The organism is Streptomyces sp. NPDC127100 (genome assembly GCF_042724095.1).
GTDB lineage: Bacteria > Actinomycetota > Actinomycetes > Streptomycetales > Streptomycetaceae > Streptomyces.
The window spans coordinates 1-23,208 of record NZ_JBHXFL010000001.1; the positions used below are offsets into that span (position 1 = coordinate 1).

The window sequence follows — 23,208 nt, forward strand, 5'->3', positions numbered from 1 at the left end:
CTGCCCGGCGCTACCCGCCAGACGGTCGGCGCACCTCCGGACTGCCAGCTCGGCGGACACTCGCTGACACGACGGGAATTGTCAGACAGGCCTTAGGAGCGGCGGCGCTTCTTCGACGGGTTCCGCGAACGGCGGGTGCTGCGCTTCTCGTACTCCTCGCGGGCCCTGTCGTACTCGGCGCGGTGGAGCCGCTCGCCGGGCGCCTCGGTGAAGGTGCGGAAGAAGTAGGCCAGGAGCGTGCCGACGAAGCCGATGGCCAGCAGGCCGCGCAGGGACGCCTGGCGGTCGGGGTCGGGGCGGCCGGAGAAGCCGGACCAGGTGTGCCGGAACGCCAGCGCGCTGCAGACCGCGAACATCACGACCATCAGCAGCGACACGAAACCGCCGACGTCCGCGATCCGGAGGCCGTCGTAGGCGACGCGGAGGACGAAGCAGGCGGCGGCGGCCACGACGAGGGAGCCGGCGGCCAGGCCGGCCCGGCGGGCGGCGTAGCCGTTGTCGTGGTTCACCCAGGTCGTGCCGAAGAACCGGAGAGGTTCGGGGCGGGGACCGGCGGGGGGCGTGGAGCCCGCGGGGGTGTCCGGGATGCCGTTCGTGCCGTTCTCTGCGCTCACGGAACGATTATGGCGCCGGACGTGCCGCGGGCTCCGGGTGGGCTCAGGAGCAGCGGGACGCGACGTAGCCGTCGCTGCCGGTGCGCACGTACGTGTCGGACACGTATCCGTTGCCGATGTTGTCCCAGATGGCGCTGGTGCCGTACGGGCCCGTCACCGTCGTGCCCGGCCGCTGGCAGTGGACCGGGACGCGCGCCCCCTCCGCCAGGACCCGCACGATGCCGTAGCCGGTGCCGGGCCCGCTGCGGACGTTGAGACGGACGCCCGGGGCGACCGGGTAGTACGTGACGGCCGCCGCGGTCACCGCGGCCGTCGTGATGACGGCGTCCGTGCCGCCGTCGGTCTCTTCCAGGTGGTCGGCGTGGCCGACAGTCATGATGTCCTCCCCCGTCGGACCCGCGCGTGCCGCGGGGTCCGGTCCGTTTCCGCCGTGGCGACCGTCCGGAACAAGCCGCCACACACGAGTTCGCGACTCGCACGCGGAGGCTAGCAAGCCGCCTCGGCGCGCAACGAGTCATCGACTAGGCTCCGAGCGTCGCGCGCGCACAGGAACAGCACGGGGGTGGTCCCATGGCGCCACGGGTGAACGACGGAGCGGGCGCGGAAGCGGAACTTCCGGAATATGCCGGTCACTACCGTCTGGATTCCTGTCTGGGCTCGGGCGGCATGGGCGTCGTGCACGTGGCCCGCAGCACCTCCGGGATGAAGCTCGCGGTGAAGGTCGTCCACGCCCGGTACGCCACGGACCCCGAGTTCCGTGGACGGTTCCGGCAGGAGGTGGCCGCGGCGCGGCGGGTGAGCGGCGCCTTCACCGCGCCGGTCGTGGATGCCGACCCGGAGGCCGAACGGCCCTGGATGGCCACCCTGTTCATCCCCGGCCCGACCCTCTCGGAGCAGGTGAAGCGGAACGGCCCCATGGACCCCGCCCAGTTGCGCCGGCTGATGGCCGGACTCGCGGAGGCGCTGCGGGACATCCACCGGGTCGGGGTCGTGCACCGGGATCTGAAACCCAGCAACGTGCTGCTCGCCGAGGACGGCCCGAAGGTCATCGACTTCGGCATCTCCCGGCCGAAGGACAGCGAACTGCGCACCGAGACCGGCAAGTTGATCGGTACGCCGCCGTTCATGGCGCCCGAGCAGTTCCGGCGGCCCCGGGAGGTGGGCCCGGCGGCCGACGTCTTCGCCCTCGGGTCGCTGATGGTGCACGCGGCGACCGGGCGCGGTCCCTTCGACTCGGACAGCCCGTACGTCGTCGCCTACCAGGTCGTGCACGACGAGCCCGACCTGACGGGTGTGCCGGAGACGCTCGCGCCGCTGGTGCTGCGGTGCCTGGCCAAGGAACCGGACGAGCGGCCCACGCCGGACGAGCTGATGCGGGAGCTGCGGTCGGAGGCGGCGTCGTACGACACGCAGACCTTCGTGCCGGCGCCCCCGGCCGAGGAGGCGGAGACGCCGGAGCCCCGGCCGGCCGAGGCCGCGGCGCGGCCCGCACGCCGCCTGGGCCGGCGGACGGCGCTGGTGGCCGGGGTGCTCTGCCTCGCCGTGCTCGGCGGACTCGCCGCGCTCCAGTGGGCCGGCGGTTCCGAGGCGGCGCGGGAGCCCGCCGCCGCGCAGGAGGCGACGGGCGGCTTCGGGGCGTGGGAGACGGAGGCGGCCCCGCGGGGCGGCACGCCCCAGTGCTCGTACGGGGCGGGCCGGCTGGTGTGCGGCCGGCCGGGGTCGGTCTTCGCCCTCGATCCGGCCGACGGCCGCACGCTGTGGCGGCACGGCGTCGCGGGGACGACGCGGAGCGAACCGCCGGTCGTGTCGGGCGGTCTGGTCCAGCCCTCGCTCGACCTGATCGGCGGCCTGGAGGCCCTCGACCCCGCCACCGGCGAGGTGACCTGGCACACGGAGCCGCCCGAGTACGCCGGGGTGCGGAGCGCGGGCGGCATGCTCCTGCTCACCGCCGCCGACGGGCAGGTCACCGGCGTGGACAGCGCCTCGGGCGAGACCGCCTGGACGCACCGGATCGCCGGGCAGTCCGTGCCGTACTTCACCTCCTTCGCCGGCGACGCGACGGCCTACGCGACGAGCGCGTCGGACGACGGGTCCCGGACCCGGGTGACCGCGGTGGACCCGGCGACGGGGAACGTGCGGTGGGACGCCGGCCTCGAGGGGGCGCTGACCCCGGTGGGTGCCGCGGACGGGTCCGTGTACTTCCTCGCCGGCGGCGAGGTCTACGGGGACGCGGTCGCCGTGGTGCGCTACACGCCCGGCACCGGGGCGACCCGCCGGGTCCGGCTGCCCGTCCCCGTCGCCCAGGCGCAGGCCGGCGTGCACGGGGACACCGTGCACCTCATGGGCGCGGGCGGTTCGCTGGTGGCCGTCGACATGGCCGCGGGCAGGCAGCGGTGGCGGCTGGAGTCCGGTGTGAGCCGGGGCTCGGCGCCCGTCTCCGACGGACGGCACGTGTACGTCACCGTCCCCGACGGGCGGCTCCTCGCGGTCGACGCCCGCACGGGCAGGCTGCTCGGGCAGACCCGGCCGCGGTTCGGCGCCGAGTCCGACCGTGTGCCCGCCTCGCTGCCCACGCCGGTGCTCGCGGGCGGGCACGTCTACGCCGGTGCGCCGGACGGCACCGTGTTCGGCGTCGACGGGCGGGACCCGGCCGCCTGGTAGCGCCGGGCCCCCGCGGGGCGGGTCAGCCCAGCTTGCTGACGTCCCGCACGGCGCCCTTGTCGGCGCTCGTCGCCATCGCGGCGTACGCCCTCAGCGCCGCGGAGACCTTGCGCTCGCGGTTCCTCGGGGCGTACACGCCGTTCAGGGCCTGCTCGCGGCGGGCCAGCTCGGCGTCGCCGACCAGCAGCTCGATGGAGCGGTTCGGGATGTCGATGCGGATGCGGTCGCCGTCCTCGACGAGGGCGATGGTGCCGCCCGCGGCCGCCTCGGGCGAGGCGTGGCCGATGGAGAGGCCGGAGGTGCCGCCGGAGAACCGGCCGTCCGTGACCAGCGCGCAGGTCTTGCCGAGGCCGCGGCCCTTCAGGTACGAGGTCGGGTAGAGCATCTCCTGCATGCCGGGGCCGCCCTTGGGGCCCTCGTAGCGGATGACGACGACGTCGCCGTCCTTGACCTGCTGGGTGAGGATCTTCTCGACGGCCTCCTCCTGCGACTCGCAGACGACCGCCGGGCCCTCGAAGGTCCAGATCGACTCGTCGACGCCGGCCGTCTTCACGACGCAGCCGTCCACGGCCAGGTTGCCCCTGAGGACCGCGAGGCCGCCGTCCTCGGAGTAGGCGTGCTCGGCGGAGCGGATGCAGCCGCCCTCCGCGTCCTCGTCCAGGGCCTCCCAGCGCTCGGACTGGGAGAAGGCCTCGGCGGAGCGGACGCAGCCGGGGGCCGCGTGCCACAGCTCCACGGCCTCGGCGGACGGGGAGCCGCCGCGCACGTCCCAGGTCTTCAGCCAGTCGGCGAGGGAGGGGCTGTGCACCGAGTGCACGTCCTCGTTGAGCAGGCCCGCGCGGTGCAGTTCGCCGAGGAGGGCGGGGATGCCGCCGGCGCGGTGCACGTCCTCCATGTAGTACGTGCGGTCCTTGGCGACGTTCGGGGCAACCTTGGCGAGGCACGGCACGCGGCGCGAGACCGCGTTGATCTCGTCCAGGCCGAAGGGGACGCCCGCCTCCTGGGCCGCGGCCAGCAGGTGCAGGATCGTGTTGGTGGAGCCGCCCATGGCGATGTCGAGGGCCATGGCGTTCTCGAAGGCGGCGAAGGACGCCACGCTGCGCGGCAGGACGCTCTCGTCGTCCTGCTCGTAGTAGCGGCGGGTGATGTCCATGACCGTGTTGGCCGCGTCCACGTAGAGCCGCTTGCGGGCCGTGTGCGTGGCGAGGACCGAGCCGTTGCCCGGCAGGGAGAGGCCGATGGCCTCGGTCAGGCAGTTCATCGAGTTGGCGGTGAACATGCCGGAGCAGGAGCCGCAGGTCGGACAGGCGTTCTCCTCGATGCGGAGGATGTCCTCGTCCGAGATCTTGTCGTTCACGGCGTCGGAGATCGCGTCGACCAGGTCGAGGGTGCGGACCGTGCCGTCGACCAGGATGGCGCGGCCGGACTCCATCGGGCCGCCGGAGACGAAGACCGTCGGGATGTTCAGCCGCAGGGCCGCGTTGAGCATGCCCGGGGTGATCTTGTCGCAGTTGGAGATGCAGATCAGGGCGTCGGCGCAGTGGGCCTCGACCATGTACTCCACGCTGTCCGCGATCAGGTCGCGGGAGGGCAGGGAGTAGAGCATGCCGCCGTGGCCCATCGCGATGCCGTCGTCGACGGCGATCGTGTTGAACTCGCGCGGGATGCCACCGGCCGCGACGACCGCCTCGCTGACGATCCGGCCGACCGGCGCCAGGTGCGTGTGGCCCGGCACGAACTCCGTGAAGCTGTTCGCGACGGCGATGACCGGCTTCCGCCCGATGTCCGCGCCGGGTACACCGGAGGCACGCATAAGGGCGCGGGCGCCCGCCATGTTGCGGCCGTGGGTGACTGTGCGGGACCTCAGCTCGGGCATCGTCGCTCGCTCCTTCGGAGAGTTCTGCCAGGAAGCGCTGACAGTTTTCTGACTGTCGACGAGCGTACGCCCGTCATCCAGGGGTCGGGACAGGCTGTCCGGAATGCGGGATGCCCGTCTCGGCCGCGGGAGGCCTCAGGAGCCGGTGAGATGGCCCTGGACGACCGGCGCCAGCCGCGCGACGATCCGCTCGGGGTCCGCCGACGCCAGCGGCTCCACCTTGATCACGTACCGGAGCATCGCGCATCCCACCAGCTGCGCCGCCGCCAGCTCGGCGCGCAGCTCCGCGTCCGGCAGGTCGAGCCGGGCGGCGATGCGGCGCATCAGCTGGGCGGCGATCAGCCGGCGGAAGACGGCGGCGGCGGCCTCGTTGTTCACGGCGGAGCGGACGACGGCCAGCAGCGGCGAGCGGGTGCCGGGGTTCTCCCACAGGCCCAGGACGAAGCGGGTCAGGCGCTCGCCGACCGTGTCGAGCGGACCGTCGCCGATCGCCTCGGGGGCCTCGAGGGCGGGCGCGAAGACGACCTCGATCGCCGCCTCGAAGACCTGTTCCTTGGTGCCGAAGTAGTGGTGCACGAGCGCGGAGTCCACGCCCGCCGCCTTGGCGATGCCGCGTACGGAGGTCTTGTCGTAGCCGCGCTCGGAGAACTCCTCGCGGGCCGCGTCGAGGATGCGGTCGCGGGTCCCGGCCGACTCGGTGCGCGGGGGGCGGCCGCGGCGGCGGGCCGGGGCGGGGGTGCCGGAGGCGCCGGGGGTCCCCTCGGTGGCGTCGCTCACGGCCGGGGCGCCCTCGCCGCCGGGGAGGCCGACGCCAGGTGCAGGCGCGTGAAGGCCAGGGCCTCGGCGAGATCGGCCTCACGTTCGGCGCTGGACATCGCGCGACGGGTGTTGACCTCGATGACGACATGGCCGTCGAAACCGGTGTGCGCGAGGCTTTCCAGCACCTCGGCGCAGGGCTGGTCGCCGCGGCCCGGGACCAGGTGCTCGTCCTTCGCGGAGCCCTTGCCGTCGGCGAGGTGGACGTGACCGAGGCGGTCGCCCATGCGGCCGACCATGTCGAGGGTGTCGGTGCGGGCCGTCGCGGTGTGGCTGAGATCGATCGTGAAGTGGCGGTAGTCCTCCTTCGTCACGTCCCAGTCGGGCGCGTAGGCGAGCATCTCGCGGTCCCGGTAGCGCCACGGGTACATGTTCTCCACGGCGAACCGCACGTCCGTCTCGTTCGCCATCCGCCAGACGCCGTCGACGAAGTCCCGGGCGTACTGGCGCTGCCAGCGGAACGGCGGGTGCACGACGACGGTGCTCGCGCCCAGCTTCTCGGCGGCGGCCTGGGCGCGCCGGAGCTTGGTCCAGGGGTCGGTCGACCAGACCCGCTGGGTGATCAGCAGGCAGGGCGCGTGCACGGCCAGGATCGGCATCCGGTGGTAGTCGCTGAGCCGGCGCAGGGCCTCGATGTCCTGGCTGACCGGATCGGTCCACACCATGACCTCGACGCCGTCGTACCCGAGGCGTGCGGCGATCTCGAAGGCCGTCGCCGTCGACTCCGGGTAGACGGAAGCCGTCGACAGGGCGACCTTCGCGTCCGGGATGCGGACTACGTCCCTTGGTTCTGCCACGGGGGCCAGGTTACGGGGTACGGGTCGCGGGGTGCGGGGTGCGCGATGGCCGTTGTGGTGATTGCCATAGGGCGGGGGCGGGGCGCGTGAGGGCCGTGCGCCCCGCTCCCCGCGCCCCTTCCGGGCACGTCAGCCCTGGCCCATGTGGTCCAGGCGGCGGAGGATCACGCCCTCCCTGAGGGCCCACGGGCAGACCTCCAGGTTCTCCACGCGGAAGAGGTCCATCGCCGCCTCGGCGACCAGGGCACCGGCCAGGAGCTGGGCCGCGCGGCCCTCGGAGACGCCCGGGAGCTCGGCGCGCTCGGTGGTCGTCATGGCACCCAGGCGGGGCACCCAGGGCTCCAGGGACGCCCGCTTCAGTTCCCGCTGCACGTAGAGGCCCTCGGTGGAACGGGCCGCGCCGGTGATGCGGGCCAGCTGCTTGAAGGTCTTGGAGGTGGCCACCACGTGGTCGGGGGCGCCGAAGCGGCTGAACTCCCCCACCGTGCGGGCGATCTCCGTACGGACGTGGCGGCGCAGCGCCCGGACGTCGTCCGGGGCGGGCGGGTCCCCGGGCAGCCAGGCCGCGGTCAGCCGGCCCGCGCCGAGCGGCAGCGACACGGCGGTGTCCGGCTCCTCGTCCATGCCGTAGGCGACCTCCAGGGAGCCGCCGCCGATGTCGAGGACCAGCAGCTTGCCCGCCGACCAGCCGTACCAGCGGCGGACGGCGAGGAAGGTGAGCCGGGCCTCCTCGGCGCCGCTGAGCACGGCGAGCTCGACGCCGGTCTCCTCGCGGACGCGCGCGAGGACGTCGTCGGCGTTGCGCGCCTCGCGCACGGCGGAGGTGGCGAAGGGCAGCAGCTCCTCGACGCCCTTGTCCTCGGCGGCCTGGAGCGCCTCGTGGACGACCGCGACCAGCCGGTCCACGCCCTCGGGGCCGATCGCGCCGTCGTCGTCGAGGAGTTGGGCGAGGCGCAGCTCCGTCTTGTGCGAGTGCGCGGGCAGCGGGCGCGCGCCGGGGTGTGCGTCCACCACCAGCAGATGCACCGTGTTCGAACCCACGTCGAGGACACCGAGTCTCATGTACGGCACGCTACTGCCGACGGGGAGCGCTGCGGTGCCGTCCTGCGGCTTCGGCGACTTACCCTGGAGCCGTGCCAAAGACGAACAAGGCGAAGGACGGAAAGTCGCCCAAGAAGGACAAGCAGGACAAGCGCGGCAAGAAGGGCGGGCTGAGCGGGATGGCCGAGGGTGCGTCGACGGGTCCCGCGTCGGGTTCCGTGCCGAGTCCCGCGCCGGGTTCCGTGCCGGGCGACGAGAAGGGGCTCGACTTCGCGCGCGCGTGGGTGGAGTTCCCGGATCCGGCGGACGACGAGCAGGTCTTCCGGTGCGACCTGACCTGGCTGACCTCCCGCTGGAACTGCATCTTCGGCAGCGGCTGCCAGGGGATCCAGGCGGGCCGGGCGGACGACGGGTGCTGCTCGCTGGGCGCCCACTTCTCCGACGAGGACGACGAGCGGCGGGTCGCCGAGCACGTGGCGAGGCTCACGCCGGACATCTGGCAGCACCACGCCGAGGGCACCCGGAACGGCTGGGTCTCCGAGGACGACGAGGGCTCCCGGCAGACGCGTCCCTTCCAGGGCTCGTGCATCTTCCAGAACCGGCCGGGATTCGCCGGGGGCGCGGGCTGTTCGCTGCACATCCTGGCGCTGAAGGAGGGCCGGGAGCCGCTGGAGACCAAGCCGGACGTGTGCTGGCAGCTTCCGGTGCGGCGGACGTACGAGTGGATCGACCGGCCCGACGACACCCGGGTCCTCCAGGTGTCGATCGGTGAGTACGACCGTCGCGGCTGGGGACCGGGTGGGCACGACCTGCACTGGTGGTGCACGTCGGCGACCTCGGCGCACGGCGCGGGCGACCCGGTGTACGTCTCCTACCGGCCGGAGCTGATCGAGCTGATGGGCAAGGCGGGCTACGACCGGCTGGTGGAGCTGTGCGAGGCGCGGCTGGCGTCGCAGCTTCCGCTGCTGGCACCGCATCCGGCGGACCCGGCCCGCTGAGGGACGCCCTCGGCGGGCGGGCCGTGCCCTAGGGCACGGCCGGGCTCGGGATGTCGTCGCCGGGCGGGGGTGACGAGTCGTCCGTGCCGTCGGTCGGGGACGGCTCGGTGGGCGTGGGGTCCGGGTCGGGTGACGTGGGCGGCGGGTCGTCGGTCGGCGTGGGGTCGGGCGGCGCCGGGGTCGACGGCGAGGGGTCCGGGCCCGGGTCGGGCGGGGACGACGAGTCGTCGGGCGTGCTGGGGCGCGGGGTCGGGCGGGACGGGCTCGGCGCGGTTCCGTAGCCCCGGATGGTGACGACGGCGCCTGCCGGCGAGACGGCCACCGTGGCGCTCCAGGAGCCGGACGGCTCGCGCAGATGGTCGACGTGCACCCTGATCGTCGTCGACTCGCCGGGGCGGAGGGTTCCCGACGACTGGCTCAGGTAGAGCCAGGGGGCGCCGATCGAGGCGGACCAGCGCACGGGGGCGTCGCCGGTCGCGGTGAGGGTGATCAGCGTGGTGTCGCCGTGGTTGCCCGCCGTCACGTCGAGGTGGCCGGTGCCCTTCGCACCCGTGCCGGAGACGCTGACGACCTCCACGGAGACGTCGGCCTTCCCGTCCTTGCCGAAGCGGGGGCCGGGGGTGCTGCTCGCGTTGCCGGCGTTCTCGTAGCCGTAGCCGCCCGCGTCGCCACTCGCGCCGTCGGGGCCCTGCGCCTCGCTGGCGCTGGCCGAGCGTCCGCCCTCGCCCTCGCCGACCGGGGTGCCGCGGTAGGCCGCCCACAGGGCCAGCACGGGGGCCGCGACGACGGTCGCGACGACGGTGGTGGTGACGGCACGCGCCCGCAGGCGGTCCCGGCGGGCCGCGCGGTCCTTCGGGTCCATCGGGAAGCCGCGCCGGTCGAAGCGGGGAGCGGCGCCGCGGGCGCGGGGGCCGTGCGCCATGGCGGCGTGCAGCGCCGCGCGCGGGGCCTCCAGTACCGGCAGCTCGGCGGGGGTGACGGTGGTGCCGGGCCAGCGGCCGGGAATCGCGCGCTCGGCCGCGCGGCGGCAGCGCGGGCAGTCGTCGACGTGCCGGACCAGTTCGCGGCGGAGGGCGGCGCTGAGCACGTAGCGGTTGTCACCGGTGAGGCGGGACACACCCTGGCAGGCGCCGGTCTCGACGACGGCGAGGGCGGCGCGGGTGCGCTCGACCTCGCAGGCGGCCGCGGCGAGCAGTTCCCGGGCGGCGGCGAGATCCATGCCGAGCACGGCGGCGACCTCGGGGGCGGCGAGATGGTGGCGCACGGCGAGTTCGAGGGCCTCGCGCTGCTCCGGGGTGGTGCCGGCGGCCTCCGGCCAGGCCAGCAGGGACAGTTCGCGGCGGCGGCGCTCCTCGTCCTCGCCGGACGGCTGCGGGGTCGCGGGCTGCTGCGCCGGGCGCTGCCGGTCGGGGGCCGTGCGCGGCGCCGTGGGGCGGCCCGCGGCGTGGCTGCTCGGACGTTTCTGCTTGGCCTCGGCGAGCTTGCGCAGGCAGGCCCAGCGTGCCAGCGCGTACAGCCAGGCCCTGCGGTCCGCGGGGTCGGGGCCGCGGGTGCCCCGGTGGTCGCGGCGCTCGGCGAGCGCGAGGACGTCGCCCAGGGCGGCGGTGGCGGTGTCGTGGTCGCACAGGACGGACAGGCAGTAGGTGAACAGGCCGTCCAGGTACGCCTCGTAAGGCGTGGGCGACCGCTGCGCCAGCGTGCGCGCGGCCGCACGGTCACGCGCTTCCCGCTGCTCCCGCTGCTCCCGGTGTGCCCGATGGTCCCGGGGGTCCCGGGGTGCTCGGTGGGTGCCGGTCGTGCGGATCGTGGTCTCCGGACTGCTCCTCATCACCCGGTGACCGTAGGGGGCCATGGGTGGCGCGAACTGGCGCGTTGGCCACTTTTAATCCGTACGGGTGAAACGATCCCTCATAAGGGGACAGGGGCCGCTGAAGCGAGCCGCGCCTGCGGCGGACCGCCGTCCCGCTACGCCCCCCGCTACGCCGTCCCAGCCGCGGGCCGCCGGGCCGTGCGGACCCACCCCCGGACCACCACAGCGCCGGGCACCCCGGTGGCGCCGGGCGCCGCGGGGTGTTGTCAGTGGGGGCGGTTACCGTTCGGGCATGGCTGCTCGTGCGAAGACCACCAAGGAACGGCCGTCCTACCGCTGCACCGAGTGCGGCTGGCAGACGGCCAAGTGGCTCGGCCGCTGCCCCGAGTGCCAGGCCTGGGGCACGGTCGAGGAGTACGGCGCACCCGCGGTCCGTACGACGTCGCCGGGGCGCGTCACCACGTCCGCGCTGCCGATCGGCCAGGTCGACGGCCGTCAGGCGACCGCCCGCCCGACCGGCGTGCCCGAACTGGACCGCGTGCTCGGCGGCGGACTGGTGCCCGGTGCGGTGGTGCTCGTCGCGGGCGAGCCCGGCGTCGGCAAGTCCACGCTGCTGCTCGACGTCGCGGCCAAGTCGGCCAGCGAGGAGCACAAGACCCTCTACGTCACCGGTGAGGAGTCGGCCAGCCAGGTGCGGCTGCGGGCCGACCGGATCAAGGCCATCGACGACCATCTCTACCTCGCCGCCGAGACCGACCTCGCGGCGGTGCTGGGACACCTGGACGCCGTCAAGCCGTCGCTGCTGATCCTCGACTCCGTGCAGACGGTGGCCTCCCCCGAGATCGACGGCGCCCCCGGCGGCATGGCGCAGGTGCGGGAGGTCGCGGGCGCCCTCATCCGGGCCTCCAAGGAGCGCGGCATGTCCACCCTGCTGGTGGGCCACGTCACCAAGGACGGCGCCATCGCCGGACCCCGGCTGCTGGAGCACCTCGTGGACGTCGTCCTGCACTTCGAGGGCGACCGGCACGCGCGGCTGCGGCTGGTACGGGGCGTCAAGAACCGGTACGGCACGACCGACGAGGTCGGCTGCTTCGAGCTGCACGACGAGGGCATCACCGGCCTCGCCGACCCCAGCGGGCTGTTCCTCACCCGGCGTGCCGAGCCCGTGCCCGGCACCTGTCTGACCGTCACCCTGGAGGGGCGCCGGCCGCTGGTGGCCGAGGTGCAGGCGCTGACCGTCGACTCGCAGATCCCGTCCCCTCGGCGCACCACGTCCGGTCTGGAGACGTCCCGGGTGTCGATGATGCTGGCCGTGCTCGAGCAGCGGGGGCGGATCAGCGCGTTGGGCAAGAGGGACATCTACAGCGCGACGGTCGGCGGGGTGAGGCTCACCGAGCCGGCCGCCGACCTCGCCGTCGCGCTCGCCCTCGCGTCGGCCGCCAGCGACACCCCGCTGCCCAAGAACCTCGTCGCGATCGGCGAAGTGGGTCTCGCCGGCGAGGTGAGACGGGTCACGGGGGTGCAGCGCAGGCTCGCCGAGGCGCACCGGCTGGGCTTCACGCACGCCCTGGTACCGGCGGATCCGGGCAGGGTCCCCGACGGCATGAAGGTCCTGGAAGTCGCGGACATGGGGGACGCCCTGCGGGTCCTTCCGCGCTCCCGTCGGCGAGAGGCCCCACGGGAGGAGGAGGACCGCCGGTAGACTTTGCCCTGGTCTCGCCCGTCCGTACGTCCGAGTGTGCGACACGGCAGCGCCAGAAGAACCTGCGACCGGAGGAGTGCAGTGGCAGCCAACGACCGGGCAGCAGCTCCCGGAAAGTCCGGTGGGAGTGCCGGTGCCGATGGCCTGATGCGCGCCTCCCTGAGCGCCGTGGCGCCCGGCACGCCCCTGCGCGACGGGCTCGAACGGGTCCTCCGCGGCAACACCGGCGGTCTCATCGTGCTCGGCTCCGACAAGACCGTCGAGTCGATGTGCACCGGCGGCTTCGTGCTGGACGTGGAGTTCACCGCGACCCGGCTGCGGGAGCTGTGCAAGCTCGACGGCGGCATCGTGCTGTCCTCGGACCTGTCGAAGATCCTGCGGGCCGGGGTGCAGCTCCTCCCGGACCCGACGATCCCGACGGAGGAGACCGGCACCCGGCACCGTACGGCGGACCGGGTCAGCAAGCAGGTGGGCTTCCCCGTCGTCTCCGTCTCGCAGTCCATGCGGCTGATCGCGCTGTACGTCGACGGGCAGCGCCGGGTTCTCGAGGACTCCGCCGCCATCCTGTCCCGCGCCAACCAGGCCCTGGCGACCCTGGAGCGCTACAAGCTGCGGCTCGACGAGGTCGCGGGCACGCTGTCGGCGCTGGAGATCGAGGACCTGGTCACCGTCCGGGACGTCTCGGCGGTCTCCCAGCGCCTGGAGATGGTGCGCCGGATCGCCACCGAGATCGCCGAGTACGTGGTGGAGCTGGGCACCGACGGGCGGCTGCTGGCGCTCCAGCTGGACGAGTTGATCGCCGGCGTGGAGCCGGAGCGCGAGCTGGTCGTGCGGGACTACGTGCCCGAGCCGACCGCCAAGCGGTCCCGCACGGTCGACGAGGCGCTGGCCGAGCTGGACAAGCTCAGCCACGCGGAGCTGCTCGAACTCTCCACGGTGGCCCGGGCCCTGGGCTACACCGGGTCCCCGGAGACGCTGGACTCGGCCGTGTCGCCGCGCGGCTTCCGGCTGCTGGCGAAGGTGCCACGGCTGCCCGGCGCGATCATCGACCGGCTGGTGGAGCACTTCGGCGGGCTGCAGAAGCTGCTCGCCGCCAGCGTCGACGACCTCCAGACCGTCGACGGCGTGGGCGAGGCCCGGGCACGCAGCGTGCGGGAGGGGCTGTCGCGCCTCGCGGAGTCGTCGATCCTGGAGCGCTACGTCTGACGCGTCAGTCGCTCTTCAGCACGAAGGACGTCTGCACCTTCCCGAATCCCGCCGCCTTCGCCTCGACCAGGTACGTCCCCGCCCCGGCCGAACCCGCCGGGGGCGTCCCGCACTCGGGGGCGCTCGGCTTGCGGTCCCACTTCACGGTCGAGGTGATGCCGCCGTCGGCGCTCACCCGGTACGCGAGGCTCCCCGAGCCCTTGGGGCAGTCGTCGGAGGACCAGTACGCGTCGTCGCCGCTCGCCGGGGTGATCGTCAGCACCGCGTGCTTCGGGCCGAGGTCGATCCTGCAGTCGCTGCCGGAGGTGTTGCGGGCGGTCAGTTCGAAGGTCGGCGTCTGCCCGGGCGAGTAGGAGTTGCGGACGCTGCGCAGGCTCAGTTTGACCGCGTTCGCGGTGCATTCGGGCAGGCTCGATCCCGCCGGCAGCGCGTCGCCCGCACCCACCGCGGTCGCCGGTCCACCGCCACCGGAGCCGCCCGATCCGCCGGAACCGTCGCCGCCGGCTTCGCCGGAACCGTCCCCGGAGCCGTCTCCGGAACCGTCACCGGAGCCCTCGCCGGAGCCCGAGCCCGAGCCGCCGGAGTCCCCGCCGCCCGACTCGTCGCGTCCGCCCGGTGCCTGACTGATCGCCGGCCCGGAGCCCGAGGGGCCCGGCGTGATCGACGGCGCGGGGTGTTTGCCGTCGGCGCCGTCGCCGTGACCCTTGCCGCCGCCCCCGCCGCCGACGACCACGATCCACGTGACAAGGAGGGCCAACAGGGCGAACACGGACAGCAGTACGGCCCTCCGACGCCAGTAGATGGAGGAGGGAAGCGGCCCGACCGGATTGCGCAGAGATCCCACGGCGCAAACTGTACGAGAGATCGGCGCGTTCCCCGGTCCCACCCGCCGCTGGAGCCCGCAACTTTTACGGATCATCATTCCGGAGACCGCCCGGCACCCCTGCCGATCGTCAGGTGACACACGTGTCGATCGCGGGGTGTGACCGTATCGCCCGATCGCCTACGGTCCGTGACCATGACCTTCCAGGACGACGGGCTCTACCGTGACATCACCGATTTCGCGCACGACACCCCGGCATGGGTACAGCACACCGCGGAGGTGTGGACGGAGGCCGGACTCCTGTTGTTCGCCGCGCTGTTCGTCACCGGATGGTGGCGTTCGCGCCGCGGCAGTTCCCGGGCGTTCGCGATCGCGGTCCTTGCACCCGTGGCCACGGCTGTGGCGTACGTGTGCAGCGAACTGCTCAAGTCCGGTGTCACCGAGGAGCGTCCGTGCCGGGCGGTCACCGGGGCCGTCGCCTCACTGGCCGCGTGCCCGGCGAGCGGTGACTGGTCCTTCCCCAGCAACCACGCCACCATCGCGGGTGCCGCGGCCGTCGCGCTGGCCCTCGTCCGGCGCGTGCTCGTCCTGCTGACGGTGCCCCTCGCCCTGCTGATGGCCTTCTCCCGGGTCTTCGTCGGCGTCCACTACCCGCACGACGTCGCCGCCGGGCTCCTGCTGGGCGCCGTCGTCGCCGTCGTCGCCGTGCGCCTGGGCACCCGCCCGGTGATCCGCCTGACCGACGCCCTGCGCACCTCGCCGGCGCCCGCCGCCCGGTGGCTCGCCGGGCCGGGGACGGCCGCCGCACCCGCGTCGCCGTACGCCGCCACGCCCCGGCGGTGAGGTGTCACGCGTCCGGCCCGACGAGCCCCGCCTCGTACGCCACGATCGCCGCCTGTACCCGGTTGCGCACCTCCAGCCGGTCCAGGACCGCGCTCACGTACGCCTTCACCGTGCCCTCGACGAGGTGCAGCCGGGCGGCGATCTCCGGGTTGGACAGGCCGGCTCCCACCAGGCCGAGCACCTCGCGTTCGCGGGGGCTGAGCCGCGTCACGCGCGTGCGTGCGTGTTCCCGTCGGGCGAGGCGGCCGCCGCCCCTGCCGAGGTCCTCGATGACGTACCGGGCCACCTTCGGTGAGAGGAAGGCGGCGCCGTCCGCCACGGCCCGCACCCCCGCCATCAGTTCGTACGGGTCACCGGACTTGAGCAGGAAGCCGGTGGCGCCGGCGGCCAGCGCGCGGGCCACGTAGGCCTGTTCGGAGAAGGTGGTCAGCATGGCGACGGCGGTGCCGGGGACGGTGCGCACGATCTCCTCTGCCGCCGCGAGGCCGTCCAGGCGGGGCATGCGGATGTCCAGCAGGGCGACGTCGGGGCGGTGGGCACGGGCCAGTTCGACCGCCTGCCGCCCGTCACCTGCCTCGGCGACGACCTCGCTCTCCCCGCCGCTCGCCAGGATGGCGCGCACCCCGGCCCGCACCATCGCCTCGTCGTCGGCCAGCAGGACCCGGATCACCGTACGTACTCCTCGTATTCCTCGCGCCCCTCGCCGGACAGCCCGACGCGGGGGACGACGTCTTTGGCGACCAGGCGGCCCCCGTCGTCGAAACAGAGCCGGAAGTGGTCGACGGAGACCAGGAGTTCGCCGCTCGCCCGGTAGTAGCGGCAGTCGGCGTCCGCCGGCGGCGCGGGCGCCCGGTCGGTGGGCGGGTCGTGCACCGCGCGGTCCGGCAGCACCGCCGCGGCCTGGGTGAACGGCGTGCCGAGCGACAGCCCGGCGTACGCCCCGGGGCTGAGCACCGAGTGCGTCTCCGTGTACGCGTACCAGCCGAACGCGGCGGCCACCAGGACGACTCCGGCGCCGGCGGCCGCACCCAGACCGAGGGCGACGCGGCGGCGGGCCCGGGCGAAGGGAGCGGCCGGAGTCGCGGGGACGCGCGGGGCGGGCGGGGCGACGGTGTCCTGCGCGGGGAGGTACGCGCACACCCGGAACCCCTCGCCGTGCGGGCCCGTGCCGAGCTCGCCGCCGACCGACGCCACGGCGGCGCGCAGCCCGGCCAGGCCCGAGCCGCCCGAGGAAGGTGGAGCCGGTTCGGTGGCCGGGCCGTTGGTGACGGTGACCGTCGTGCCGCGCGGCTGCCCGGTGACCGCGACGACGACGGCGGCGCCCGGGGCATGCCGGGCCGCGTTGGTCAGTGCCTCGCGCACCACGCGGTGCAGCAGCCGCCCGGCGATCCCGGCGGGGTCCGGGACCGGGGCGGCGCCCGAGGGCTCCCAGCGCACCGGGAGACCCGACTCGGCCGCGCGGGCCACGAGTTCCTCGACGGTCTCGCCCGCCGGGGTCAGCGGGGCAGGCTCGTCGGCCTCCCGCAGCACGCCGATGATCCGGTGCAGCCGGTCGGTCGCGTCGGCGGCGGCCATCCGCAGGTCGGCCGCGGCGGCACGGTGGTCGGCGGCGAGCCCGGGGGCGACCTGGAGCGCGCCGGCGCGCAGGGCGATCAGGCTCAGTTCGTGGCCCAGGGAGTCGTGCATGTCCTGGGCGATCCTGGCCCGCTCCCGCAGCCGGGCCCGCTCCTCGGCGTGCCGCTGCTCGTCCTCCAGCCGGGCGGCCCTGAGCCATCCGGCCTCGGCGAGCGCGCGGCTCTGGCGCCAGTAGCGGCCGGCGAGCCAGGGGAAGACGCAGCCGAAGAGCAGGGTGCCGGTCATGACGAGCCACTCCGGGGCCGGGTCGGCGCCGGTCAGCGCGATCCTCACCGTGCCTGCGACGCCCACCGCGGCGAAGGCGGCCGTCGCCGGGCGCGCACGGGCCGCGCGCAGGCCGAGAAGCAGGGCGAGGACGCCGAGCGCGGGGCCGTAGGAGACGCTGAACAGGGCGGGCGCGGCGGCGAGGCCCAGGCCCGCGGTCAGGGCGAACGCGGCGAGGGGGCTGCGCCGGGACAGGGCGACGGCCGCCGCGAGCACACCGAGGCCGGCCGCCTGCTGCCACGCGGGGCGGGGCTCGTTCAGGCCGATGCGGTCCGCCGTGACCGCCGGGACGGCGAGGACCGCCCAGAACAGGACACCTCGCCCGAGAGGCCGCGCCCACGGGAGCCCACGCCGGGCCGCCGCCCCGACGCGGACGCGGGGGGCGGTACGGGTGCCGGGGGCGGCGCCGGCCGGGACGTCGGTGTGGGTGCCGGCGTCCGTACTGGTGGCGGTGCCGGTGCCCACCGGGGTGCCGGCGTCGGCGTCCGTGCCGGTGCCGTTTCGGCGTCCGGCGGCCGGGCCGCGGCCGGTCCGCGTGCGGCTGTCGGGCTCGGTGCGAGGGGGCCGGCGGGGGTGCTCCATGCGTCCGACGCTACAAGCGGCGGCCGGGCCGGCGCCCCTGCCGATCGTCAGGTGCCCCGGCCTCCCCCGGTGGCGGTGCGCCCGTGCGGCGCCCCTCCCGTGGCAGGATCGGAGGGTCATGACTGCGCCCACGAAGCCCTCGCACAACGGCCCGACCGACTCCGCGGCCCCCTCGGTCCCCGCCGCCCCGTCCGCCGCACCGTCCGCCGAGCCGGCCGTGTCCGGCGAGCCGCTGCACTCCCCCGTCATCGACTGGTTCGACGAGCACGCCCGTGACCTGCCGTGGCGGCGCCCGGAGGCCGGCGCGTGGGGCGTGATGGTCAGCGAGTTCATGCTCCAGCAGACCCCGGTGAGCCGGGTCCTGCCCGTGTACGAGCAGTGGATGGCCCGCTGGCCACGCCCGGCGGACCTCGCCGCGGAGGCCCCCGGCGAGGCCGTCCGCGCCTGGGGGCGGCTCGGCTACCCGCGCCGCGCCCTGCGCCTGCACGGCGCCGCCGCCGCCATAACGGAGCGGCACGGCGGGGACGTACCGGCGGACCACGCCCAGCTGCTGGCGCTGCCCGGCATCGGCGAGTACACGGCCGCGGCAGTCGCCTCCTTCGCCCACGGCCGGCGACACGCCGTGCTGGACACCAACGTCCGCCGGGTCTTCGCCCGCGCGGTCACGGGTGTGCAGTACCCGCCGAACGCCACCACCGCCGCCGAGCGGAAGCTGGCGCGCGCGCTGCTGCCGGAGGACGAGGCGACGGCCGCCCGCTGGGCCGCCGCGTCCATGGAGCTGGGCGCGCTGGTGTGCACGGCGAAGAACGAGTCGTGCCACCGCTGCCCCATCGCGGGCCAGTGCGCCTGGCGGCTCGCCGGCAAGCCCGCGCACGACGGACCGCCGCGCCGCGGCCAGACGTACGCGGGCACCGACCGGCAGGTGCGCGGCCGGCTGCTCGCGGTGCTGCGCGAGGCGCACGGGGCGGTGCCGCAGGCGGCGCTGGACCGGGTGTGGCACGAACCGGTCCAGCGCGCCCGCGCCCTGGACGGCCTGGTCTCCGACGGCCTGGTGGAACCGCTGGCGGACGGGATGTACCGGCTGCCGCTGAGCTGACGCACAGCACGGTCACAGCGGACAGGTGACGGAAGTCGCCGTCGTACGGGCTTCCGTCACAACGCCACCACCGGACAAATCGCCCCATACCGCAGTCAAGTGCCCTGCACTCGTACCCAGTTCCCGGGTTCGTTACACAACCGACGGACAGCCGAGGGTTAGCCGCAGGCTGCTTCGCACAGCGCCGTGACAACGCTTCCCTACCTTCGTTTGCGTGCCCGAGGGCACGGGACGACGGACCACAGGCAGGAGACCGGCGGGTGACCAACCGCCGGTAAACGGGGATCGGAAGGCGGATGACCATGGCGCAGGGCGAGGTGCTCGAATTCGAGGAGTACGTCCGCACCCGGCAGGACGCGCTGCTGCGCAGCGCCCGACGCCTGGTCCCCGACCCCGTCGACGCCCAGGACCTGCTCCAGACCGCGCTGGCGCGGACGTACGGCCGCTGGGAGACCATCGAGGACAAGCGGCTGGCGGACGCCTACCTGCGCCGGGTCATGATCAACACGCGGACCGAGTGGTGGCGGGCCCGGAAGCTGGAGGAGGTGCCGACCGAGCAGCTCCCGGAGTCCTGCGTGGACGACGCCACCGAGCAGCACGCGGACCGCGCCCTGCTGATGGACGTCATGAAGGTGCTCGCCCCGAAGCAGCGCAGTGTCGTGGTGCTGCGACACTGGGAGCAGATGTCAACGGAGGAGACGGCCGCCGCCCTCGGCATGTCGGCCGGTACGGTCAAGAGCACGCTGCACCGAGCGCTCGCCCGGCTCCGCGAGGAGCTGGTCGCCCGCGATCTGGACGCACGGGCGCTGGAGCGTGAGGAGCGGGAGCGTTGCGCGGCCTGACCGACGGTCGGACACCCGGGGAGACCCGGAAGAGCGTGCAGGCGACGAGCACGGCGGTGGCCGTGTTCGTCGCCGTCGGCGTTTCCCTCTCCGGCTGCGGCGCCGGGGGGACGGGCGCCCGCGACGAGGGGCCGGCCCACGCGGACGCGGTCGGCGGAGCCGCCTCCTCCGCCTCGTCGACGCCCGCGGTCAGCTCCCCCTCCCGCGTCCCCGACCGGGTCGACGCGGTCCGGCTCGTCAAGGCCGACCCCAAGGTCTCCGCGGAGGTCAAGCGCGAGCTGAAGCCGTGCGTCGCCGACGAGTACCCCGTCGACGTGTCGTACGGGAAGCTGACCGCGGGCTCGGCCGAGGACGTCCTCGTCAACGTGCTGACCTGCGGTGACGCCGTGGGTGTGGGGAGCTACGTGTACCGCGAGAAGGACGGCGGGTACCAGAACGTGTTCCAGGCGGAGGAGCCTCCGGTCTACGCGGAGATCGACCGCGGCGACCTGGTGGTGACCAAGCAGGTGTACGAGAAGGGCGACCCGGTGTCGAGCCCGTCCGGCGACAACGTGATCACGTACCGCTGGTCCGCGGGCCGCTTCACCGAGGCCTTCCGCACGCACAACGACTACAGCAACGCCGTCGGGGCCGCGCCGACCCCCGCCCCGGACAGCTGAGGCGCACGGCGGGTGAACCGATCGGGCCGTGAACCGATCGGGCCGCTGGGACCGATGGAGAAATGAACGCGGTGCGCGATCCCCGCGTCTGCCAAGTGACCGCACATGCGTCCGGCGACCGTGACCGCGCCCGCAACCGACCATGACAACGAGGACTGAGAGCACCGGGATGGCAGACCAGACCCACGTCCTGTTCGTCGAGGACGACGACGTCATCCGCGAGGCCACGCAGCTCGCCCTGGAGCGGGACGGCTTCGCGGTCACCGCGATGCCCGACGGGCTGTCGGGCCTGGAGGCGTTCCGCGCCGACCGCCCGGACATCGCGCTGCTGGACGTCATGCTCCCCGGCCTCGACGGCGTCAGCCTGTGCCGCCGGATCCGGGACGAGTCCACCGTCCCCGTGATCATGCTGTCGGCGCGGGCGGACTCCATCGACGTCGTGCTGGGCCTGGAGGCGGGCGCCGACGACTACGTCACCAAGCCGTTCGACGGTGCCGTCCTGGTGGCCCGCATCCGTGCCGTGCTGCGCCGCTTCGGCCACGCCGGCGGGGGCGACCGGGCCTACTCGGGGGCTGCCGTGGACACCGGGGGCGTGCTCACCTTCGGCGAGCTGGTGGTCGACACCGACGGCATGGAGGTGCGCCGGGCCGGGCACCCGGTGGCGCTCACCCCGACCGAGATGCGGCTGCTGCTGGAGTTCTCCTCCGCGCCGGGCACGGTGCTCTCGCGCGACAAGCTTCTGGAGCGCGTCTGGGACTACGGCTGGGGCGGTGACACCCGTGTCGTCGACGTCCATGTGCAGCGGCTGCGCACGAAGATCGGCCAGGACCGCATCGAGACGGTCCGCGGTTTCGGCTACAAGTTGAAGGCCTGAGCGGGGACATGCGGGGGTTCATCCGACGCCTGACCGCCTCACCCCTGAGGCGCGCGGGCATCCGTACGGGACTGCGGTGGAAGCTCAGCGCGGCCATCGCGCTGGTCGGCGCGCTGGTGGCGGTCGCGCTGAGCCTGGTCGTGCACAACGCGGCCCGGGTCTCGATGCTGGACAACGCGCGCGACCTGGCGGACGACCGGGTCCTGATCGCCCAGCGCAACTACGAGCTCTCCGGCCGCCTGAACTTCCCGAACGCCCAGATCGACGACCCGCGGCTCCCGGCCGGGCTGCGGAAGAAGGTCGATGCCGGGCGCAGAGCGACCTACGTCTCCGAGCGGGCGAACGGGGTGACGGACATCTGGGCCGCCGTGCCGCTCAAGGACGGGCACGTGATGTCCCTGCACTCGGGGTTCACCGACCGCAGCGCCGACATCCTGAAGGACCTCGACCAGGCCCTGGTCATCGGTTCCATCGCGGTCGTCCTCGGCGGCAGCGCGCTCGGCGTGCTCATCGGCGGGCACCTGTCGCGCCGGCTGCGCAAGGCCGCGGCCGCGGCGAACCAGGTGGCCAAGGGCGAGCCGGACGTCCGCGTCCGGGACGCCATCGGCGGTGTCGTCCGGGACGAGACCGACGACCTCGCGAGCGCGGTGGACGCGATGGCGGACGCCCTGCAGCAGCGGCTGGAGGCCGAGCGCCGGGTCACCGCGGACATCGCGCACGAGCTGCGCACCCCGGTGACCGGGCTGCTGACCGCAGCCGAGCTGCTGCCGCCGGGCCGGCCCACGGAGCTGGTGCTGGACCGCGCGAAGGCCATGCGCACGCTGGTGGAGGACGTCCTGGAGGTGGCCCGGCTGGACGGCGCCTCGGAGCGCGCCGAGCTGCAGGACATCATGCTGGGCGACTTCGTGAGCCGGCGGGTGGCGGCCAAGGACCCCGACGCCCGGGTGCTCGTGGTGCACGAGTCGGCGGTCACCACCGACCCGCGGCGCCTGGAGCGCGTGCTGTTCAATCTCCTCGCCAACGCCGCCCGGCACGGCAGGCCGCCCATCGAGGTCAGCGTCGAGGGCCGGGTGATCCGGGTCCGCGACCACGGCCCCGGCTTCCCCGAGGGCCTGCTCGCCGACGGTCCCAGCCGCTTCCGCACCGGCAGCGCCGACCGGGCCGGCCGGGGACACGGGCTGGGGCTGACCATCGCGGCCGGGCAGGCCCGGGTGCTCGGCGCCCGGCTCACCTTCCGCAACATCCGGCCCGCCGGGGCGCCCGCGCACATACCGGCCGAGGGCGCGGTGGCGGTGCTGTGGCTGCCGGAGCACGCGCCGACGAACACCGGGAGCTATCCGATGCTGCCGGACCGGTCGTCGCAGGGCGTGTCCTGACGCACGGGGCGGCCAAGGGCCGGCTCACCGATCGGGGACCCAGGAGACGCAGGGGGTGTCAGAGGCGGACCCTAGCCTTGGCGCCATGGGGATACGGATCGACGCAGAGGTGAGCTACCCGGTCAACGACGAGGTGGAGAGGGTGCTCGGCCTGGCCGAGGCCGTCGGCGAGCCCGCCACGGTCACGTTCGTGTGGGAAGGCGGTCGGGGGACGGAGTGCGCGGTGCTCGTGCCCGCGGCCACGCTGGCCCTCTGGGAGCACTGGGCCCCTGCCGTCTACCCGCCGAGGGCCGCCGCCGACCAGGCCGTGGCGGAGGAGCCGGATCTGGCTCACCCGGCGGAGTACGGCGCTTTCACCCTCTTCCGCCGTCGCGTGGGAGGCCGCACGGCGGTCGTCCGCGGCGGCGTGGTGGTCGCCGAGCTGCTGGACCCGGGCGAGGCGCACTGGCTCGAGGAGAAGGCCCGCAATGTCCGCCAGGGCTTCATGGACCCGAAGCAGAAGGCGGCGTTCGAGGAGTTCCTCGCCCGGCAGGCGGCCCTGGAGGAGTGAGGGGCCCAGCGGCCGGCGCAGGCCGTCGACGAACACCTGCCAGGTGGTGGCCCCGACGGTGACGACCGGCCGGCCGGGTTCTTGCTGTCCCGCACGATGACCGACCGGTGGGGCGTCACGCCGCATCCGGACGGGCGGGGCAG

The 23,208-nt window shown here is 74.3% G+C and carries 21 protein-coding genes; 11 read left to right on the forward strand and 10 right to left on the reverse strand.

The window, feature by feature from the left end; genetic code table 11:
- Nucleotides 1-92: 92 nt before the first annotated feature.
- Both ACFWJB_RS00005 and ACFWJB_RS00010 read right to left on the reverse strand, forming a co-directional pair.
- Entirely contained in the window at nt 93-614 is a 522-nt protein-coding gene (locus ACFWJB_RS00005) for an EamA/RhaT family transporter (RefSeq protein ID WP_385465736.1), read from the reverse strand.
- Nucleotides 615-657: 43 nt separating this feature from the next.
- A complete protein-coding gene (locus ACFWJB_RS00010) occupies nt 658-990 on the reverse strand; it encodes an SH3 domain-containing protein (protein ID WP_385465739.1) in 333 nt (110 codons plus the stop codon).
- Between the two features lie 194 nt (nt 991-1,184).
- On the opposite strand from ACFWJB_RS00010, the gene ACFWJB_RS00015 reads away from it, so the two are divergent.
- A complete protein-coding gene (locus ACFWJB_RS00015; RefSeq protein ID WP_386919207.1) occupies nt 1,185-3,275 on the forward strand; it encodes a serine/threonine-protein kinase in 2,091 nt (696 codons plus the stop codon).
- A gap of 22 nt (nt 3,276-3,297) precedes the next feature.
- On the opposite strand, the gene ilvD is transcribed toward ACFWJB_RS00015, so the two are convergent.
- The 4 genes from ilvD to ACFWJB_RS00035 form a co-directional block, all read right to left on the reverse strand.
- The gene (gene ilvD, locus ACFWJB_RS00020; protein WP_386919209.1) at nt 3,298-5,151 is read right to left on the reverse strand and encodes a dihydroxy-acid dehydratase; all 1,854 of its coding nucleotides are present in this window, start codon (nt 5,149-5,151) and stop codon (nt 3,298-3,300) included.
- Between the two features lie 135 nt (nt 5,152-5,286).
- The gene (locus ACFWJB_RS00025) at nt 5,287-5,928 is read right to left on the reverse strand and encodes a TetR family transcriptional regulator (protein ID WP_386919211.1); all 642 of its coding nucleotides are present in this window, start codon (nt 5,926-5,928) and stop codon (nt 5,287-5,289) included.
- Entirely contained in the window at nt 5,925-6,764 is an 840-nt protein-coding gene (locus ACFWJB_RS00030; protein WP_386919213.1) for a sugar phosphate isomerase/epimerase family protein, read from the reverse strand. The genes ACFWJB_RS00025 and ACFWJB_RS00030 overlap by 4 nt, the downstream gene beginning before the upstream one ends.
- A 129-nt stretch (nt 6,765-6,893) precedes the next feature.
- A complete protein-coding gene (locus tag ACFWJB_RS00035) occupies nt 6,894-7,826 on the reverse strand; it encodes a Ppx/GppA family phosphatase (protein WP_386919215.1) in 933 nt (310 codons plus the stop codon).
- 71 nt (nt 7,827-7,897) lie between these two features.
- On the opposite strand from ACFWJB_RS00035, the gene ACFWJB_RS00040 reads away from it, so the two are divergent.
- A complete protein-coding gene (locus tag ACFWJB_RS00040) occupies nt 7,898-8,803 on the forward strand; it encodes a hypothetical protein (protein WP_386919217.1) in 906 nt (301 codons plus the stop codon).
- 28 nt (nt 8,804-8,831) lie between these two features.
- Here the strand turns inward: ACFWJB_RS00040 and ACFWJB_RS00045 are convergent, their stop codons facing one another.
- The gene (locus ACFWJB_RS00045; protein ID WP_386919219.1) at nt 8,832-10,631 is read right to left on the reverse strand and encodes a hypothetical protein; all 1,800 of its coding nucleotides are present in this window, start codon (nt 10,629-10,631) and stop codon (nt 8,832-8,834) included.
- Nucleotides 10,632-10,905: 274 nt separating this feature from the next.
- Here ACFWJB_RS00045 and radA point away from each other — a divergent pair, with 274 nt between their 5' ends.
- On the forward strand, nt 10,906-12,315 hold the full coding sequence (radA, locus tag ACFWJB_RS00050; RefSeq protein WP_385465761.1) for a DNA repair protein RadA: 1,410 nt from the start codon (nt 10,906-10,908) through the stop codon (nt 12,313-12,315).
- A gap of 81 nt (nt 12,316-12,396) precedes the next feature.
- Nucleotides 12,397-13,521, forward strand: coding sequence for a DNA integrity scanning diadenylate cyclase DisA (disA, locus tag ACFWJB_RS00055; RefSeq protein ID WP_356551239.1), 1,125 nt, complete (start codon nt 12,397-12,399; stop codon nt 13,519-13,521).
- Between the two features lie 4 nt (nt 13,522-13,525).
- Here the strand turns inward: disA and ACFWJB_RS00060 are convergent, their stop codons facing one another.
- Nucleotides 13,526-14,365, reverse strand: coding sequence for a hypothetical protein (locus ACFWJB_RS00060; protein WP_386919221.1), 840 nt, complete (start codon nt 14,363-14,365; stop codon nt 13,526-13,528).
- 174 nt (nt 14,366-14,539) lie between these two features.
- Here ACFWJB_RS00060 and ACFWJB_RS00065 point away from each other — a divergent pair, with 174 nt between their 5' ends.
- Nucleotides 14,540-15,187 carry a phosphatase PAP2 family protein gene (locus ACFWJB_RS00065; protein ID WP_386919223.1) on the forward strand — a complete coding sequence of 216 codons (648 nt, stop codon included), beginning with the start codon at nt 14,540-14,542 and terminating at the stop codon, nt 15,185-15,187.
- Nucleotides 15,188-15,191: 4 nt separating this feature from the next.
- On the opposite strand, the gene ACFWJB_RS00070 is transcribed toward ACFWJB_RS00065, so the two are convergent.
- Together ACFWJB_RS00070 and ACFWJB_RS00075 are read right to left on the reverse strand one after the other, a co-directional pair.
- Nucleotides 15,192-15,857 (reverse strand): response regulator, encoded by a 666-nt coding sequence (locus tag ACFWJB_RS00070; protein WP_386919225.1) that lies wholly within the window; start codon nt 15,855-15,857, stop codon nt 15,192-15,194.
- On the reverse strand, nt 15,854-17,668 hold the full coding sequence (locus ACFWJB_RS00075; protein ID WP_386919227.1) for a sensor histidine kinase: 1,815 nt from the start codon (nt 17,666-17,668) through the stop codon (nt 15,854-15,856). The genes ACFWJB_RS00070 and ACFWJB_RS00075 overlap by 4 nt, the downstream gene beginning before the upstream one ends.
- A 118-nt stretch (nt 17,669-17,786) precedes the next feature.
- Between ACFWJB_RS00075 and ACFWJB_RS00080 the strand changes: the two genes are divergently transcribed.
- The 6 genes from ACFWJB_RS00080 to ACFWJB_RS00105 all read left to right on the forward strand — a co-directional run bounded on the left by ACFWJB_RS00080 (nt 17,787) and on the right by ACFWJB_RS00105 (nt 23,065).
- On the forward strand, nt 17,787-18,764 hold the full coding sequence (locus ACFWJB_RS00080) for an A/G-specific adenine glycosylase (RefSeq protein WP_386919229.1): 978 nt from the start codon (nt 17,787-17,789) through the stop codon (nt 18,762-18,764).
- Between the two features lie 302 nt (nt 18,765-19,066).
- A complete protein-coding gene (locus tag ACFWJB_RS00085) occupies nt 19,067-19,606 on the forward strand; it encodes a SigE family RNA polymerase sigma factor (protein ID WP_311580285.1) in 540 nt (179 codons plus the stop codon).
- Nucleotides 19,594-20,265, forward strand: a complete 672-nt coding sequence (locus ACFWJB_RS00090) for a hypothetical protein (protein ID WP_386919231.1) — start codon at nt 19,594-19,596, stop codon at nt 20,263-20,265. The genes ACFWJB_RS00085 and ACFWJB_RS00090 overlap by 13 nt, the downstream gene beginning before the upstream one ends.
- 169 nt (nt 20,266-20,434) lie before the next feature.
- Nucleotides 20,435-21,139, forward strand: coding sequence for a two-component system response regulator CseB (cseB, locus tag ACFWJB_RS00095; protein ID WP_385465783.1), 705 nt, complete (start codon nt 20,435-20,437; stop codon nt 21,137-21,139).
- A gap of 8 nt (nt 21,140-21,147) precedes the next feature.
- Nucleotides 21,148-22,515, forward strand: a complete 1,368-nt coding sequence (cseC, locus tag ACFWJB_RS00100) for a two-component system sensor histidine kinase CseC (protein WP_385465786.1) — start codon at nt 21,148-21,150, stop codon at nt 22,513-22,515.
- An 85-nt stretch (nt 22,516-22,600) separates the two neighbouring features.
- Nucleotides 22,601-23,065 carry a hypothetical protein gene (locus ACFWJB_RS00105; RefSeq protein ID WP_386919234.1) on the forward strand — a complete coding sequence of 155 codons (465 nt, stop codon included), beginning with the start codon at nt 22,601-22,603 and terminating at the stop codon, nt 23,063-23,065.
- The last annotated feature ends 143 nt before the right edge of the window (nt 23,066-23,208 follow it).

Bases quoted from the DNA above. Each gene is read 5' to 3' on its own strand.
- ilvD (WP_386919209.1), bottom strand. From the start codon at position 5,151: ATGCCCGAGCTGAGGTCCCGCACAGTCACCCACGGCCGCAACATGGCG.
- ACFWJB_RS00105 (WP_386919234.1), top strand. From the start codon at position 22,601: ATGGGGATACGGATCGACGCAGAGGTGAGCTACCCGGTCAACGACGAG.
- radA (WP_385465761.1), top strand. From the start codon at position 10,906: ATGGCTGCTCGTGCGAAGACCACCAAGGAACGGCCGTCCTACCGCTGC.
- ACFWJB_RS00045 (WP_386919219.1), bottom strand. From the start codon at position 10,631: ATGAGGAGCAGTCCGGAGACCACGATCCGCACGACCGGCACCCACCGA.
- cseB (WP_385465783.1), top strand. From the start codon at position 20,435: ATGGCAGACCAGACCCACGTCCTGTTCGTCGAGGACGACGACGTCATC.
- ACFWJB_RS00085 (WP_311580285.1), top strand. From the start codon at position 19,067: ATGGCGCAGGGCGAGGTGCTCGAATTCGAGGAGTACGTCCGCACCCGG.
- ACFWJB_RS00075 (WP_386919227.1), bottom strand. From the start codon at position 17,668: ATGGAGCACCCCCGCCGGCCCCCTCGCACCGAGCCCGACAGCCGCACG.
- ACFWJB_RS00035 (WP_386919215.1), bottom strand. From the start codon at position 7,826: ATGAGACTCGGTGTCCTCGACGTGGGTTCGAACACGGTGCATCTGCTG.
- ACFWJB_RS00065 (WP_386919223.1), top strand. From the start codon at position 14,540: ATGACCTTCCAGGACGACGGGCTCTACCGTGACATCACCGATTTCGCG.
- ACFWJB_RS00015 (WP_386919207.1), top strand. From the start codon at position 1,185: ATGGCGCCACGGGTGAACGACGGAGCGGGCGCGGAAGCGGAACTTCCG.
- cseC (WP_385465786.1), top strand. From the start codon at position 21,148: ATGCGGGGGTTCATCCGACGCCTGACCGCCTCACCCCTGAGGCGCGCG.
- ACFWJB_RS00010 (WP_385465739.1), bottom strand. From the start codon at position 990: ATGACTGTCGGCCACGCCGACCACCTGGAAGAGACCGACGGCGGCACG.
- ACFWJB_RS00080 (WP_386919229.1), top strand. From the start codon at position 17,787: ATGACTGCGCCCACGAAGCCCTCGCACAACGGCCCGACCGACTCCGCG.